This is a genomic window from Psychromonas arctica (genome assembly GCF_038155225.1).
GTDB classification, from domain to species: Bacteria; Pseudomonadota; Gammaproteobacteria; order Enterobacterales; family Psychromonadaceae; genus Psychromonas; species Psychromonas arctica_B.
Genome location: NZ_JBAKBA010000002.1, coordinates 118,266 through 134,259, shown reverse-complemented (window position 1 = coordinate 134,259; position 15,994 = coordinate 118,266). Strand labels below are relative to the sequence as shown.

Annotated in this window: 15 protein-coding genes; 11 read left to right on the top strand and 4 right to left on the bottom strand. The window is 35.5% G+C overall.

Translation table 11 applies throughout. The features are described 5' to 3' along the window. Positions 1 to 132: 132 nt before the first annotated feature. The gene (locus tag V6255_RS01760) at positions 133 to 1,347 is read right to left on the bottom strand and encodes a pyridoxal phosphate-dependent aminotransferase (RefSeq protein WP_341626600.1); all 1,215 of its coding nucleotides are present in this window, start codon (positions 1,345 to 1,347) and stop codon (positions 133 to 135) included. Between the two features lie 206 nt (positions 1,348 to 1,553). Between V6255_RS01760 and V6255_RS01755 the strand changes: the two genes are divergently transcribed. The 5 genes from V6255_RS01755 (at position 1,554) to V6255_RS01735 (ending at position 7,944) form a co-directional block, all read left to right on the top strand. After that, a complete protein-coding gene (locus V6255_RS01755; protein WP_341626599.1) occupies positions 1,554 to 2,507 on the top strand; it encodes a LysR family transcriptional regulator in 954 nt (317 codons plus the stop codon). A gap of 238 nt (positions 2,508 to 2,745) precedes the next feature. Beyond that, on the top strand, positions 2,746 to 3,993 hold the full coding sequence (gene moeA / locus V6255_RS01750) for a molybdopterin molybdotransferase MoeA (protein WP_341626598.1): 1,248 nt from the start codon (positions 2,746 to 2,748) through the stop codon (positions 3,991 to 3,993). A gap of 245 nt (positions 3,994 to 4,238) precedes the next feature. Further along, on the top strand, positions 4,239 to 5,291 hold the full coding sequence (gene aroG / locus V6255_RS01745) for a 3-deoxy-7-phosphoheptulonate synthase AroG (protein ID WP_341626646.1): 1,053 nt from the start codon (positions 4,239 to 4,241) through the stop codon (positions 5,289 to 5,291). A gap of 278 nt (positions 5,292 to 5,569) precedes the next feature. Beyond that, complete coding sequence (locus V6255_RS01740) at positions 5,570 to 6,970, top strand: cobyric acid synthase (protein WP_341626597.1); 1,401 nt, start codon at positions 5,570 to 5,572, stop codon at positions 6,968 to 6,970. A gap of 2 nt (positions 6,971 to 6,972) precedes the next feature. Further along, complete coding sequence (locus V6255_RS01735; protein ID WP_341626596.1) at positions 6,973 to 7,944, top strand: Solitary outer membrane autotransporter beta-barrel domain; 972 nt, start codon at positions 6,973 to 6,975, stop codon at positions 7,942 to 7,944. A gap of 46 nt (positions 7,945 to 7,990) precedes the next feature. Here V6255_RS01735 and pdxH read toward each other — a convergent pair whose 3' ends face one another. Then, on the bottom strand, positions 7,991 to 8,644 hold the full coding sequence (gene pdxH / locus V6255_RS01730; RefSeq protein WP_341626595.1) for a pyridoxamine 5'-phosphate oxidase: 654 nt from the start codon (positions 8,642 to 8,644) through the stop codon (positions 7,991 to 7,993). Between the two features lie 155 nt (positions 8,645 to 8,799). Between pdxH and V6255_RS01725 the strand changes: the two genes are divergently transcribed. Next, on the top strand, positions 8,800 to 9,294 hold the full coding sequence (locus V6255_RS01725) for an elongation factor P hydroxylase (protein ID WP_341626594.1): 495 nt from the start codon (positions 8,800 to 8,802) through the stop codon (positions 9,292 to 9,294). Positions 9,295 to 9,499: 205 nt separating this feature from the next. Beyond that, the gene (locus tag V6255_RS01720) at positions 9,500 to 10,051 is read left to right on the top strand and encodes a hypothetical protein (protein ID WP_341626593.1); all 552 of its coding nucleotides are present in this window, start codon (positions 9,500 to 9,502) and stop codon (positions 10,049 to 10,051) included. Positions 10,052 to 10,784: 733 nt separating this feature from the next. On the opposite strand, the gene V6255_RS01715 is transcribed toward V6255_RS01720, so the two are convergent. Then, positions 10,785 to 11,210, bottom strand: coding sequence for a hypothetical protein (locus tag V6255_RS01715; RefSeq protein ID WP_341626592.1), 426 nt, complete (start codon positions 11,208 to 11,210; stop codon positions 10,785 to 10,787). Further along, complete coding sequence (locus V6255_RS01710) at positions 11,167 to 11,424, bottom strand: hypothetical protein (protein ID WP_341626591.1); 258 nt, start codon at positions 11,422 to 11,424, stop codon at positions 11,167 to 11,169. The genes V6255_RS01715 and V6255_RS01710 overlap by 44 nt, the downstream gene beginning before the upstream one ends. Positions 11,425 to 12,009: 585 nt before the next feature. On the opposite strand from V6255_RS01710, the gene V6255_RS01705 reads away from it, so the two are divergent. From V6255_RS01705 to V6255_RS01690, 4 genes are all read left to right on the top strand, one after another. Further along, positions 12,010 to 12,417 (top strand): response regulator, encoded by a 408-nt coding sequence (locus V6255_RS01705; RefSeq protein WP_341626590.1) that lies wholly within the window; start codon positions 12,010 to 12,012, stop codon positions 12,415 to 12,417. Between the two features lie 508 nt (positions 12,418 to 12,925). Then, positions 12,926 to 13,747, top strand: coding sequence for an EAL domain-containing protein (locus V6255_RS01700; protein WP_341626589.1), 822 nt, complete (start codon positions 12,926 to 12,928; stop codon positions 13,745 to 13,747). 260 nt (positions 13,748 to 14,007) lie between these two features. Next, positions 14,008 to 14,355: an Hpt domain-containing protein gene (locus V6255_RS01695; protein WP_341626588.1), complete on the top strand. Its 348-nt coding sequence runs from the start codon at positions 14,008 to 14,010 to the stop codon at positions 14,353 to 14,355. 12 nt (positions 14,356 to 14,367) lie between these two features. Continuing rightward, positions 14,368 to 15,822, top strand: coding sequence for a sigma-54 dependent transcriptional regulator (locus tag V6255_RS01690; protein ID WP_341626587.1), 1,455 nt, complete (start codon positions 14,368 to 14,370; stop codon positions 15,820 to 15,822). Positions 15,823 to 15,994: the final 172 nt, after the last annotated feature.

The window sequence follows — 15,994 nt, the reverse complement described above, 5'->3', positions numbered from 1 at the left end:
TAATAGAATTGAAACTGTCGAACTCAATAGTTATTGATTCTTGAATTCAAGTGATAAGTTCGACATGTTTCTGATATACCTTTTTAATATAGCTTCCTGGTTTACTTTTTCGATACGGATTTCTAGTATTACTTACTGACTATACCCATCTAGGAAGTGAGCAATTTTGTTAATCGCTATTGCCATCTCATCGACACGTGGTAAACAAACAATACGGAAGTGATCTGGTTTGTGCCAATTAAAGCCAGTACCTTGAACAATTAATATTTTTTCTTCAACTAATAAATCCATCGCAAAACGTTGGTCATCTTTAATATTAAAACGTTTTTGATCTAATTTAGGGAAAAGATACAACGCACCATTTGGTTTAGTACAACTGATACCCGGAATGTCATTTAATAATTTCCACGCGGTTTGCGTTTGATCATATAAACGGCCGCCAGGGACAGTTAACTCATTAATACTTTGATAACCACCTAATGATGTTTGAATGGCATGTTGCATCGGCACGTTGGCGCATAAACGCATACTCGCTAGAATTTCTATGCCTGATATATAATCACGAGCTTGTTTTTTAGCACCACTGATCATCATCCAACCAACACGGAAACCACATACTCGATAAGCTTTTGATAAACCATCAAAGGTTACAATCAAAATATCATCGGCTAAGGTGGCTAATGGAATATGGACAGCATCGTCATAAACAATTTTTGAATAAATTTCATCAGAGAAAACAATTAAGTTATGTTGACGGGCTAACTCTACAATTTGTTCTAGTAAATCTTTACTATAAACTGCACCGGTTGGGTTATTTGGGTTAATTAAAACAATCCCTTTAGTGCGAGAAGTGATTTTTGATTTGATATCGTCGATATCAGGGAACCAGTTTGATTCTTCATCACAAATATAATGTACTGCTTTACCACCAGACAGGTTAGCAGCGGCTGTCCATAAGGGATAATCAGGCGCTGGGACTAAAATCTCATCACCGTTATTCAGTAGACTTTGCATCGCCATGACGATCAATTCACTGACGCCATTACCAATATAAATATCATCGGTATCTAACGATAAAAGACCTTTAGCTTGGTAATGTTGCATTACGGCTTTACGCGCAGAAAACAGCCCCTTACTGTCACAATAGCCTTGGCTATTAGGTAAGTTTTTGATCACATCCATCAACACTTCTTCTGGGGCTTCAAAACCAAATTGGGCGGGATTACCAATGTTCAATTTAAGAATACGCTGACCTTCATCTTCTAATTTCATCGCTTGCTTTAATACAGGTCCACGAATGTCATAGCAGACATTATCTAGTTTGTTTGAACGAACAATTGAATACATTTAAACCCCTTAAATCCTAATTTCCATAATGCTTTAAACAGTGACATAAAGTACCTTATCTGATTGATTTAGTGAAGATGAAATCAACAATATGATGAGGTATATTCAGATAATGATTAATTATATTCAATGATTGCTTATATAGTGTGAAAATAATTAACTTTTATGGAATACTAATACTATTTAATGCTTTATTAAGGTTAATTATGATCGAACTCAAACACTTAAAAACGTTATCAACACTAAATAAAGCAGGTAGTCTGGTAGAGGCTGCAAAGCAATTACACTTAACGCAATCTGCATTATCACATCAGTTAAAAGAATTGGAACAACGTTTAGATTGTTCTTTGTTTATTCGTAAATCACGTCCAATTCGTTTTACCATTTCAGGTTTACGAATTTTAGAGTTAGCAGATCAGGTATTGCCGCAAATTCGTCAGGCTGAACGCGATATATCACGCTTTGCTTCTGGCGATGCAGGGCGTTTACACATGGCAATAGAATGCCATTCTTGCTTTCAATGGTTAATGCCGGCTATTGATAAATTTCGTGATAGTTGGCCTGAAGTTGAATTAGATTTTTCAAGTGGTTTTAGTTTTTTACCTTTACCCGCATTAAAGCGAGGTAACTTAGATTTAGTGGTTACGTCAGATCCTCAACCGATAGAGGGTATCAGCTATATCCCTCTATTTAGTTATCAATCGATGCTGGCATTAAGCCGTCATCATCCTTTAGCTAACAAAATCTATATTGAAGCCGAAGATCTAAGTGAAGAAACGTTGATCACTTACCCTGTCGAAAAAGAACGTTTAGATATCTTTAATGCTTTCTTAACACCAGAAGGAGTGACACCTGCAAAAATTCGCCAAGCAGATATGACTTTAATGATGTTGCAACTAGTCGCAAGTGGCCGAGGCGTAGCAGGTTTACCAAATTGGGCTTTGTTTGAATACCTCCAAAAAGACTATGTTGTTGCGAGGCGTTTAGGGAAAAATGGCGTTTGGAAAACACTTTATGCAGCGGTAAGAGAAGAACAAAATTCATTAGCCTTTATAGAAGATTTTATCACAACGGCTATTGAAAGCTGTTTTAGTAATTTAAAAGGGATTAAAGTACCAGAGTCTTTACCTGACGATGCGACTGCTAAAGACTTTGAGTAAGCTAATTACATTTTTCGGGTGTAAATTAAAAATTTTTGAGTGTAAATTAAAGTTTTAGATAAATTTAAGCACATTCATTGATCTTTATTCGGCTCAGCGAAGTTTTAATATAGTACCTTTACACTGAGTAATACATAATGAAATACCAATCAATTTTCGATAATCAATAAGCAAAAACTAATAAGTAATAACTAATAATTATTATTAAAAATTCACTAATCAAAATAGAGTAACCCATATGAGCTGTTGTAATGCAAAAGGATTAATGCCGTTAGCTGATGCGTTGGAAACAATGCAAGAAGCGTTATCGATAGTATGTGACAAAATCACGTTGCCATTATCGGATGCGTTAGGCTTTACACTTTGTGAAGATATTGTTTCACAAAAGAACGTTCCACCTTTTAACAATTCAGCAATGGATGGTTATGCATTACACGTTGATAATCTAAAAGATTGTTCTGCTGAAAATCCGGTTAAATTAACATTAGTCGGTAAATCATTTGCAGGAGTGCCTTTTAATGGGGAAGTCGATACAGGTTGTTGTATCAGAATAATGACAGGCGCATTAATACCTGATTCGTTAAATTGTGTGGTTATGCAAGAGCAATGTTTAGCTGAAGGTGAGCAGATTACTTTTAGTCATGCTCCTGAAATCAATAACAATGTTCGCTTTGCTGGTGAAGATTTAAGTATTGGACAACAAGTGTTACAAAAAGGCCATAAATTAACGCCGCGTGATATCCCTCTACTTGCTTCATTGGGTATCGCCAATGTTGATGTCTATCGAAAACTTAAAGTGGCAGTATTATCGTCTGGTGATGAGTTAAAAAGTTTAGGTGAGACGTTACAGCAAGGAGAAATATACGATAGTAATCGATATAGTATTATGGCACTTTTGTCTCGTTTAAATGTTGAAGTGATTGATTTCGGCATTATCAAAGATGATTACGCTTTAATTAAAGCGGCAATGATCAAGGCTGATCAACTGGCTGATGTTGTAATAACAAGCGGTGGGGTCTCAGTAGGTGAGGCTGATTTCATTAAAGAAGTGTTAAATGAAATCGGTGAAATAGGATTTTGGAAACTGGCGATTAAACCAGGTAAACCATTTGCTTTTGGTAAGTTACAAAACAGCGTCTTTTTTGGGTTGCCAGGAAATCCTGTTTCCGCTATCGTAACTCTATATCAATTAGCTGTGCCAGCAATGGCAAAAATGAGTGGAGAGCTTGTTAAACCTGCTCTACGCTTGAATGCAATATGCAGTGATGCATTGTCAAAGGCACCAGGAAGAACTGATTTCCAACGTGGTACCTACTCAGTTAATGAGCAAGGCCAGCTGGTTGTCTCAACTACTGGAAATCAAGGGTCTGGGGTGTTTAGTTCAATGAGTCAGTCAAATTGCTTTATTGTACTTGAACAAGACCGAGGCAGTATTGCCGAAGGTGAATCGGTGGTTATTGAACCGTATAGTCCTTTAATGGATTGATGTTTAAAATAAAACGATAGATAAACTGATATAAAAAAGTAAAGCCATAATATTTCGTAACTTAACACATAACATTTGGCACTTAGCAAAAATGGCACTTAGTAAAAAGTTAAATAAAACAAGTGCCTAAAACGATAAATAATAGTACTAATAACATTATCAATAACAATATTTTATATAATATAAATAGAAGTAAAAGATAAATTAAAAACTAACTACCAGCACAACGAAGTGCTTCAGGACAAATTATGATTAAGACAGATGACGTGAATATAACTGCAATCAAAGAATTATTACCCCCTATTGCTCTATTAGAGAAATTTCCAGCTACATCTGAAATCAGCCGTACTGTTTCTGGTTCTCGTAATGCTATCAGCAAAATTTTAAGCGACGAAGATGACCGTATGTTAGTGATCATTGGTCCTTGTTCAATTCATGATACAGAAGCTGCGCTTGATTATGCTGCTAAATTAATGCCCCTACGTGAAAAATACAAAGATTCACTAGAAGTTGTTATGCGAGTTTATTTTGAAAAACCACGTACTACGGTAGGTTGGAAAGGATTAATCAACGATCCTGAACTAAACGGCACGTTTAATATCAACAAAGGTCTACGTACCGCTCGTAAATTATTATTAGATATCAATTCAATGGGTTTACCTGCTGCAACTGAATTCTTAGATATGATCACGCCACAATATGTTGCAGATCTAATGTCATGGGGCGCAATCGGTGCGCGTACTACTGAATCTCAAGTTCATCGTGAATTAGCTTCTGGTCTTTCATGCCCAGTGGGTTTCAAAAATGGTACAGACGGTACAATTAAAGTCGCTGTAGATGCAATTGGCGCAGCTAATGCTTCACATCACTTTTTATCGGTTAACAAGTTTGGTCATAGTGCAATCGTAGAAACAGCGGGTAACCCAGATTGTCATATTATTTTACGTGGTGGTAAAGCGCCTAACTATAGCGCGGAACATGTTGCTGCAATCAAAACTGATTTGAAAAAATCGGGTCTAGCTGAAACTCTAATGATAGATTTCAGCCATGCAAACTCAGAGAAAAAATTCGAAAATCAAATGAAAGTGTGTGATGACGTTTGTAGTCAAGTTTCTGGTGGCGATAAAGCTATTTCAGGCGTAATGGTTGAGAGTCATTTAGTTGAAGGTCGCCAAGATTTATGTGAAGGTGTTGCTGCAACTTATGGTCAAAGTATTACTGATGCATGCATTGGTTGGGATGCAACTGAAACATTATTAGCAAACTTATCTGCTGCAGTAATTGCTCGTCGTGGCTAATAACTTGTTATCAGCTATAGGTTAGCTTATTGTAAAGCACTGTGAATACAGTGCTTTTTTTTGCTTTCTTGAATTCAAATAAGAAGTAAAATATTTTATAAAATGAAATACCTATAGGCTCCACATTAAATTATCGATGTAAATTTAATTGGCAATAAACAATATAAAAAATGATGTTTATTGCCAATTAAATAGATGAATGCTGTTCTGATGAAATAGAGCAATGTGGTACAGCAAGTCACTTTATAAACGCTAATAAATAAACTCAAGTGAGACTCATGTCCGTAAAAAATAAACCCATCATGATTCTAGGTTGTACGAGTGATGCAGGTAAATCACTAATTGTCACAGCTATTTGTCGATTACTCGCCAATAGAGGCGTTAATGTTGCGCCTTTCAAAGCGCAGAATATGAGCAATAATGCCGCTATTACAGAAGATGGTTTAGAGATCGGTCGTGCGCAATATTTACAAGCGATTGCCGCTAAAGTAACTCCCTCAGCATTAATGAATCCCGTGTTACTTAAACCCAGTGCAGAGACCTTTAGCCAAGTTATTATTAACGGAAAAGTTGATACTGACATTTCAAATATGCCTTGGATGGCACGTAAAAAGTTACTCTGGCCAAAGGTTGTCGAAGCATTAACCACCTTACAAAGTGAACATGAACAAATAGTTATTGAGGGTGCGGGTAGTCCTGCTGAAATCAATCTACGCCAAGGAGATATCGTCAACATGAGCGTGGCTTTAGCTTGTCAGGCTGATGTGTACTTAGTCTCAGATATTGATCGTGGTGGTTCTTTTGCACATTTATTAGGTACTTGGGCATGTTTAGCAGAAGAAGAGCAGAAACTCATTAAAGGGTTTGTCCTTAACAAATTTCGCGGCGATCCTAAGTTGTTAGGTAATGCAATGGATTGGTTGGAAGAAAAAACAGGTATTCCTACGGTTGCTAACTTGCCTTATCATCGTCATCAATTACCAGAAGAAGATAGCTTCCGTTTAGGCACAACTTGGCAACACGGTGCTATTAATGTGGCTCTTATCTATTACCCTTATGCCTCTAATATGGATGAGTTCGATGCGTTAACTTATCAAAACGATGTTAACTTAGTGCCAGTTCAGAAAAACCAAGATCTATCTGTTTTTGATGCCGTGATTTTACCGGGCAGTAAAAATAGCGGTAAGAGCTTAGCGTTTCTAAAGGAAACGGGGTTGGATAAAGAAATCCAACAATTTAGTAAAATGAATAAATTAATACTGGGTATTTGTGGAGGGTTACAAATCCTTGGCAATAGAATTAATGATCCATTGCAACTGGAAGATGGTAATAAACAAGGTTTAGGTATTATTGATTTGAGTACAACCTTAGCGTATGAAAAATCTACGCTTCAGAGAACCTTCGATTGGGCAGGTGAAAAAGTAGAAGCTTATGAAATTCATCATGGAGAAAGTGTTGTGTTAAGTGAAGCCGTTAAACCTTTTATTAATGACAATATGGGATGGCAACAAGCTAACATTTATACTTCTTATTTACATGGCTTATTTGATAACGCTGTCTTTTATAATTGGTTTATGCAACAACTGGGTGCTGCCCAAAATGGTATTAGTTGGAAAGCACATATCGATCAAGAATTAGATAAATTAGCAGACATGTTCGAAGAGCATGGTTGGTTATAACAATGAATATTAAGTATCACAGTAAATTTATACTGATTGCCTTATCTACGGGAGCATTTAGTAGCCATGTACAAGCAGCTGATAGTTCCTCCTTTGACTCAACTGAAGAAGCCTTTGCCATTGCGACGTTAATGTCTGATAGTGGTGCTTTGACTTTTGGTTTTACTAATTTTGATTTAGAAGTGGATGATCCTGGCTTTGGTGATGAAGATACTGTTGATTTAAAAAATAGTTTAAATGTATTTGTTATTCCCTATACATGGGATTTAGAGCCTAAGAGTGATGCTTGGGATCATGCTCTTACTGTACGTGCTTTTTATATAAATTCAGAACGTGACAGTGAAATCTTCTCTGATGTCACAGATGAATTAAAACAAGATACCTTTGGTGTGTATGGTAGCTATTCTCAGTTTTATCATGTTACTGATCATTGGTACGTCACCTCCGCTTTGGGGCTACATCTTATCTATTATAAAAATGATTATAATTATGGTGATGGTTTTCCAGAAGAGACTAAAGCAACGTTCGATAACAATGAATTCAATATCAGTGCTTTCACTGCCATTATAGAGCCTGAAGTAGGTATCGGTTACGGAAGAGAAGAAACCTGGGGCACATGGAGAGCACACAATAATAACAACTATATATATGGCCAAGGTTTAGGAGGCTCTATTGATGACCCTTATAGCATTAATCCAGAAGGTTGGCGTGTCACTAATGGTGTAGAATTTACGGTTGGTGTGCCTGATTTATGGGGTGTTGGTGATTTTTTAACTATCGACCTTAAAAGGATTGATTTGTTTGGCGATTTAACTGCTATTGCAGATAATGGCTATTATTATGAAACGAGTTTCGGTTGGGTAATTGATACTAATAACAAAATTCCATTACTAGATAATATTGGTATTGGGCTTTCTATTAATTATGGAAGTTCAATCAGTGGTGCAACACTGGTGCTTTATTGGAACGAATAATAAAGCACATGTTGTATTGATTATGATAATGAAGTTATTAATAAAGTTAAGGGTTTAAGCGTGTAATCACCCATTCACTCTGCATTTTTGTATAAATAAAACGATCATGTAATCGATCCGCCTTACCTTGCCAAAACTCAATTTTTTCAGGGATAACACGGTAACCACCCCAGAATTCAGGTAAAGGAATGGTTTTACCTGCAAATTTTTCTTCGTAAAACTTTACACTATCAACAAGGGTTTGGCGCTGATCTAATACTTGGCTTTGTTTTGAAGCCCAAGCACCAATTTGACTACCACGTCCGCGAGAATGAAAATAAGCTTCAGATTCTTCATGGCTAATGCGCTCTATTTTACCTTCGATACGCACTTGACGTTGTAAAATATTCCAATGAAATAATAAAGCAGCAAAAGGGTTTTGCTCTAGCTCACTGGCTTTTCTGCTACCATAGTTAGTAAAAAATACAAAGCCATCTTGATCAACTTCTTTTAATAACACCATACGTGAAGAAGGGCGTCCATCAGTCGTACATGTTGAAACCGACATCGACTCAGGTAATACAACACCTGTGCTTTCAGCCTCTTTCAACCAAGTATCAAAAAATTGAATGGGGTCATTAGTGGTCGTGAGTGCTTTATTTTCAATTAAGACACCTTGTCCTAAGGTGAATGCGCAACGAAGTTTACTGAGTAATGACATGGTTTATCTTTATTAGTTAGATTGAACAGTAAGTGAAGTGTATAATTTGCGCTTATTTTTGTCGAACTTATTGTTTTTTATCTAACAAAAATACTTCTTAAATCAATAAAATGACACTCTCGACCTTATTTTAGTCGCACTAGGATGATAGATAAATGAATGACTGTTTTACCGATGATGAATTTTGCCAATATTTAATCGGCATATTGGCAAATGTTTTTCCTGATTTGAGCATAGAAGGTGGGGCAGACGAACCCTTTTATCAAGCAGCAAAATACAATGCCAAAGCAGTCATTTATTTTCGTGATAATTACCCGAGAAGCCTATTACATGAATTGTCTCATTATTGCTTGGCAGGCGATCGAAGAAGAATGTTAGACGACTTTGGTTACTGGTATTCGCCATGTGGTAGAAGTGAAGAAGAACAGAATAAATTTGAAATGGTGGAAGCAAGACCTCAGGGCTTAGAAAAAGTCATGTGTGAAATACTGAAAATCAAGTTCTCGGCCAGTATCGATGACTTTTCAGGAAGACCACCATCGGATGCATTTTTACAGGGACTGGAAATGGCTTATCAAGAAATGCAGATTAATCCACCTCCTACTGCTTTAAAAGTATTAAATGGTTTAAAAAACCATTGCACACAGTAAAACTAATCCACACTGATGCAAGGGTGAACCTCAAACACGATTGTTTAAAAGTACCATTCACAATCGTCATCAACAATCATTAAGTAAACGTTAAACAAGATCAAAGCTAATAGCCTACATGTCCTTTGTAAGTTACACTGCGCCCATTTTATCAGCACAAACTAAGTCATCCAATCATGTGATGCAACATAATAGGCGCGTTTTAATGAGCATAGAATTACCAGAGCAAGAATCAATCATTTTAAAGTACTTAGATATCACGCATTACATCGATACTAATGCGCCAGAAGCACAAGAAAAGCGTGAAGCAAAATATAAAATCGGAGAGGCTTGTAAAGAAGCAAGAGACATTATTAGTGACGATGAAGCATTTAATGAGTGGTTATGGACAAACATCATTTCAGAATGCTCTGCAACCGAGATTGAAGAAGTCACTACTAATGCATTAGTTGCTTGGTCTAAACTGCCAGAATTTGGCACACTAGCACAATGTGAAATAGTAGGATTCACGCATATATCTAAATTGCTACAAAACAAAAATGCAGACATGAAAGCATTAGTCTTAGAAACGATTGCAAACAACGATCCTGAAACAGCTAAAGCATTAATTAAAACTATTCTTAAGCCAACTATCGACTTCACGCCAATCGTTGAAGATAAAGAAAAATTAGCAATCACGGTAGAATCGGTTAACAAATTATCAAAAGAAGCATTAGTGGCATTAGTAAAAGCAATGCATCAAGAAATGATTAAATAATAACTAACTTATAGATAACTATCGATTTAAAAGTCTTTAGTCTTTATTTCAAAAGACTAAAGATACTGTAAGTGGAATATGAAAAATAAATTTTTTATTGCAGTTCTTTTATTTTTCTATTTATTTTTTCGTTCACTCATCTAGCGCTCTATGCCTAGGTTCAATATCATTCATTTTAGGTCTTGACTGTTCAGATCTAGCATCTTCTTCAAAATAATCTTTTTCACCACCGTATTGATTTAATCCTTCTACTTCTATGGCGCTCTTGTCTGTCTTTGCATAAATAACCTCAGTTCTGGATAAGCAAAGCGATACAACACCGCTATTTCCGCGGATTTCTGCGTTAAATTATCTCTCAATAACCAGTTATTGCTTCAATAATTCGCCTTGAACTACACAAAACTAACGGCGCTGTAGAGTAAAAAATATAACCTTATGATTTTAAGTGTAATTCCGCTTTCATTAACCAGAATTGAGGTTAAATAGCTTATCTATTTTTCTTGTTAAAACAGCCCACTTTTTCGTTGTCAATTTGATAAGGGGAGCAGCCACTTACGCCTTCAATTGAACTGTTTTCCCAGCGTGTAATCGACATAATCAATTATTGGTGAATGCCTATTTTTTTGGTTCGCAAGCTCAGCGCATCCATTCTCAGCGTGATAATAATAACCTTCATGTGGATTAGCATGTCCACCGCATTGATCAAATACCACTAGCGTATGGTTGCTTAGTATCATATCAAGTGACGCTGGTGGCCTAATAACACGGCATTTAAGGCAATACCTGTATTGTCTCGACCTTTAATCTGAGTGGGTTTGCTAGTGAGTACCGGTTTTGTTGGGATAAAGACTGTTTTCTTTATACCGCCATTGATTTCATCAAGAGAGCATTCTAAATAAAAATTGTTAAACCCTGGAATTAATGGTGGATCGCCTGCTACTTCAACGCCTCGCGCACCACTTATGATGGTAACTTTACCTGTTTTTATATCATACATTTGCCATTGTTTATTTTTGTAAAGAGTCGATAAGTTTGCAATGAATTTTCCATCTACTTTATATACAGTACCTTTACCATCAATCCATGTTTCACCTTGATCTTCGTTTGATGCAATATTAGGAGGGCAGTAAAGTCCTATAAGGTGAAGTGCCTGGATCACCAGGCACACCGACAATGGTTAAAAGGTAACAGGTTGTTTTAGTGCCACCGCTCAAGGTGCAATCGACAATCACAAGGGCAGTTGTTAGAGTGCCTGGGATAAAATTATCAGTGTTAATTGCTTCTTTAGTAACGTTTGATTTTGAGGTGATTAGATCGATTTCTCCGCAAGTAATTAATATAGATGAGATGGTGAAAAAAGGTAAATAGCGCATAACTATTCCTTGAGTTTTAAGTATTTGATAAAGGTAGGTAGGGTATAAAATAAAAATGAGTAATAAGTATGGAAGTTATTGAGTAAGCTATGCTTAAGGTATTCATTAGTAGAAGATAATAGTAATCGGTTAAATCTTATTTAGAGCCTAATTTGAATGTTTAAGCTGGTTTTACCCATTTCCTATATCAAAATTAATTTTATCAATTTGCTTTTATTTCTGATTGGCCATTTAAGATGTGATTTTTTTTGATGTTGAGTCAGTGAAGCGAAGGTTACTAAATATGAGGATAATGCTGTTTTTTTATTAATTTAAGCATTGTGATTAACCATCATATAAAAGAACTAACTTAATAATGGAATGCTAATTGCTTCACACAATATTATATTTGAGATAATTGGTTAATGGTTAATGGTTAATGGTTAATGGTTAATGGTTAATGGTTAATGGTTAATGGGGCGTTAGCATGCGCTCATATTTTATGAAAACACTTCATTTTAATGCGACAAGATTTAGGTTGAGGCTATAAAAATGCGTTAAAGCTAGGGCGACAAATAGAACCTTAAAAATTGATCAGGAGAAAAAATGCAAGAAATAAATAAGTTAAAGGTGCTTGTCGCCGATGATAGTAAGCCTAGTAAGATGCTGACTATTATTCTGTTACAAAGTCTAGGTTGCGAAGTGTCAGATGCAGATGATGGACTTGAAGCTTTAAAAATAACAAGTGAAAATACGTTTGATCTTATTTTTTTGGATGAGTGCATGCCAATCTTAAAAGGTAGCGATGTCGCAGAACAGTTATGTATTGGTGAATATAATGGGATAAATAAGGACACACCTAAAATCTCGTTGACAGGCCTTGTCGGTGAAGACGCTGTTAATAATCTATATCAAAAAGGCATTACCCATCATATTGAAAAACCAGTTACAAAAGAGGTTTTAGAGCATTTTTTAAAATCTTGGCGTGAAGGTACTTTGATTGACCACTGCTGATTTAGTTTTATTTAATCGACTTCATTCAGTCGTACCATATGCTATTAACACTATTCATTTCTGCTTTATTGGGGTCATATCAGGCTAAACTTTTATTGCTAAAGGCTCGATCTCAAATGCTTAACTATATGTACTGCAATGATGATTAGATTCATTAATTTCATCTGCTATTGATTGAATAAAAGCTGTTTAACAGTCGACTCAATTAAGTTTATCGCTATTCCTTTAAATCTACTCATTCTAATTTAGTCGATCTTATCAAGTAAAAATCCGATGCTAACCATTTGACGTCAAGTGTTTAAATCATTTGCAAATTGGGAATAGGTATTGGTAATTTGATTCGCATTTTGCGAATCAATATAAATAAAAATCGACTACTTGCTAGTGTATTTAGATTTAATCTTTTACATTCAATTGATTAGTCGCTCTTTTAACTGCTTTAGAATCTTGGTCTGTGAATTGCAATATTAGTATTAATCTATTCAGGGTAATACAGGAATAAAATATTATGACAATATCAGAGATTCAAAATACAGCGCTTAACAATGAATGTGTTAATACATCATCAAGTTTAGATAACTTAACTAACATTATTGATATTGCAATGAAAAACCAACACTTTTCTATGGTTTATCAGCCGCTTTTCTCTATGCAAAATAGTAAGTTAATAGGTTTCGAAGCTTTAATACGTTGCCGTAGCCCTCAGTTTGGTTGTATTTCCCCAGACAAATTTATTCCTCATGCAGAAGAAAGTGGCCAAATTGTTGAGCTAGGTGGATGGATATTTCAACAAGTGCTTTTGGATCTCAAGCGTTTCCTCCAATACGGATTAAAAGACATTGTCGTTTCTATTAACGTATCTGCTGTGCAAATTGCGAATACAGATATTTTTAATCAAATAATGACATTAGTGAATAAATTAAAAATTCCAACACGCTGTATTAAATTAGAGTTAACGGAAACTGCATTAATCCAAAATCCTAAGGTGATTGCCAAAGTATTTAATGCTTTTCAAAAAGAAGGGATCCAAATCTGGGTAGATGATTTTGGGACTGGTTTTGCTTCCTTAAGCTTATTACGAGAGTTTAAAGTGAATGGTTTGAAAATCGATAAAAGTTTTGTCGATGGTATTGTTACTTGCAATGATGACTTTACTTTGTGTAGTGCGATAGTCGCGATGGCTCAACGTTTAGGTATGCATATTGTCGCTGAAGGCATTGAAGATGAAGAGCAATTACAAATACTCAATCAATTAGGGTGTGATACTGCACAAGGGTACTTATTAGGACGACCTGCTTCTTTTGAAGATAATCTACAACGTTGGAGATAACCTGCATGTTATTTTTTGATGTTTATTGTAAAAATGAAATATACACTTTTAATATTAAACTGACGCCTCTAAAAATCTTGTTAATATCTAATCTTTAAGACTTTAAATGGAAAATAGTGTTAATTAAATGGCCATAATTGAGCTAAAACAAGGTAGTTTATAAAATCAGTACTATAGTTACTTTATGGTTATTTTATAGTTGTTTTATGTTTGTAACGCATTGGATCATAAAGAAGAAAAATTAAATCGGTGATTAAAGAATGGATATTTTAATTGATGAAAGTGTTATTGAAAATATGAAAGAGGATTTAGGGGAAGATACCTGCCAAATATTAATCGGTTTGTTTATTGAAGAGACGACCTCGTTATTCATCGATTTAAAAAATGCTTTTGAAGCAATGGATTTAAAAGCAATTGAAAATGCGACACACATCCTTAAAAACTCGGCGGTACTTTATGGTGCAACTTCTGTTGCAGCTAAAGCTAAAGAAATCAATGATAGATTATGTTTACCATCAAAGCTGGCTACCAGCACAGATTATCAATTATTAGAATTGATCAAAACAACACTACAAGCGTATAACAACAAATATTACAAGGTTATTTAGTAAGGGAATTACATGCCAATAACATCACAAAAAACGTTAGTTTATATTGTAGAGGATAGTTTATCTAGCGGTGCTTTATACCGTTCTCAACTTGAAAAGGCAGGTTATGAAGCCAAACATTTTGTTGATGGTTATTCGGCTTTAGCGGCGATAAAAGAAAAAATGCCTAGCGTTATTATTCAAGATGTTTGTTTACCTGATATTAGCGGATTGAACGTATTACAATTTGTTAATCGCCAAGAATCTCCTGCACGAGTCATTATTATTACCTCAAATAGTTCGATTGAAGTTGCTGTTGATGCAATGCGGTTAGGTGGTTTTGATTTTATTGAAAAACCATTTTCCCGTGAAAGAATGGTCACCTCGGTACAGGATGCTGTTAAACAAATCAATTTAGAAAAAATAGAGTCTAAAACAGTAAAAATCGAAGAATCGATGGCGCCTGAACTGTCATTTATCGGTGAATCGTTAGCGATGAAAACAGTATTTCGTCTCCTAGAGAGTGCATTACGTAGCAAAGCCAGTGTATTTGTGACAGGTGAAAGTGGTACTGGTAAAGAAGTCTGTGCGCAATATTTACATAGTTATAGTGCAAGAAGAGACGCCCCTTTAATTGCCATAAATTGTGCAGCAATACCTGGTGAGTTGTTCGAATCAGAATTTTTCGGTCATATCAAAGGTTCCTTTAGTGGTGCGGTTTCTGATAGGAAAGGTGCGGTTGAAGCCGCTAATGGTGGTACTTTATTTCTAGATGAAATCTGCGAGATGGATTTAAACCTACAAGCAAAATTATTACGTTTTTTACAAACAGGTACATTTAGCCGAGTGGGAAGTACTGACGTTATTCAAAGTGATGTAAGAGTCGTTTGTGCAACAAACCGTCATCCTGCTGCTGAAGTTGGTGAAGGCCGTTTTCGTGAAGATTTATATTATAGATTGAATGTTATCCCGATACAGTTACCGCCTTTGCGTGACCGAGGTAATGATATTTTACTACTAGCGAATGCCATTTTAACGGATAAAAATGAAGCTAATAATAAAGAATTTAATCGTTTTTCATTAGATGTACAGTCAATGTTTATGAAATATGATTGGCCTGGAAATATTCGTGAATTGCAAAATATCATTGAGAATATGGTTGTAATACATTCTGGCAATGAAGTTTCTATTGATATGTTACCCGAGAGCTTTGCTCAAAGTGGTTCTCATACCATCCCATCTAATACATTTGCTACTAATAACGTAAATATTAGTTCCAATTACCTCGCAAAAAACAATCGACATAATAACAGTAACAGTAATACGTTAGCCTATCAGGCTGACATTAAAGATATTATACCAATGTGGTTAGTAGAAAAGAATGCAATAGAAAAGGCGATTGAAATTTGTGATGGTAATATTCCACTTGCAGCTGCTCACTTAGGAGTAAGTGCTTCAACTATTTATCGTAAAATAAAGAGTTGGTAAAGTGAGTTTTTATAACCTTCTTTTGTTTGGGTAAAGTTGAGTCGACTATTATTGTCGACTTTTGCTTTTTAGGTACATAGGAATGAGAGATGTACCTAAACGTTGCAATAGAGACTATAGGGGGGTTCGTTAACTTATTAGTTTCAACGTCACACTGATTTGTTTTTTATTT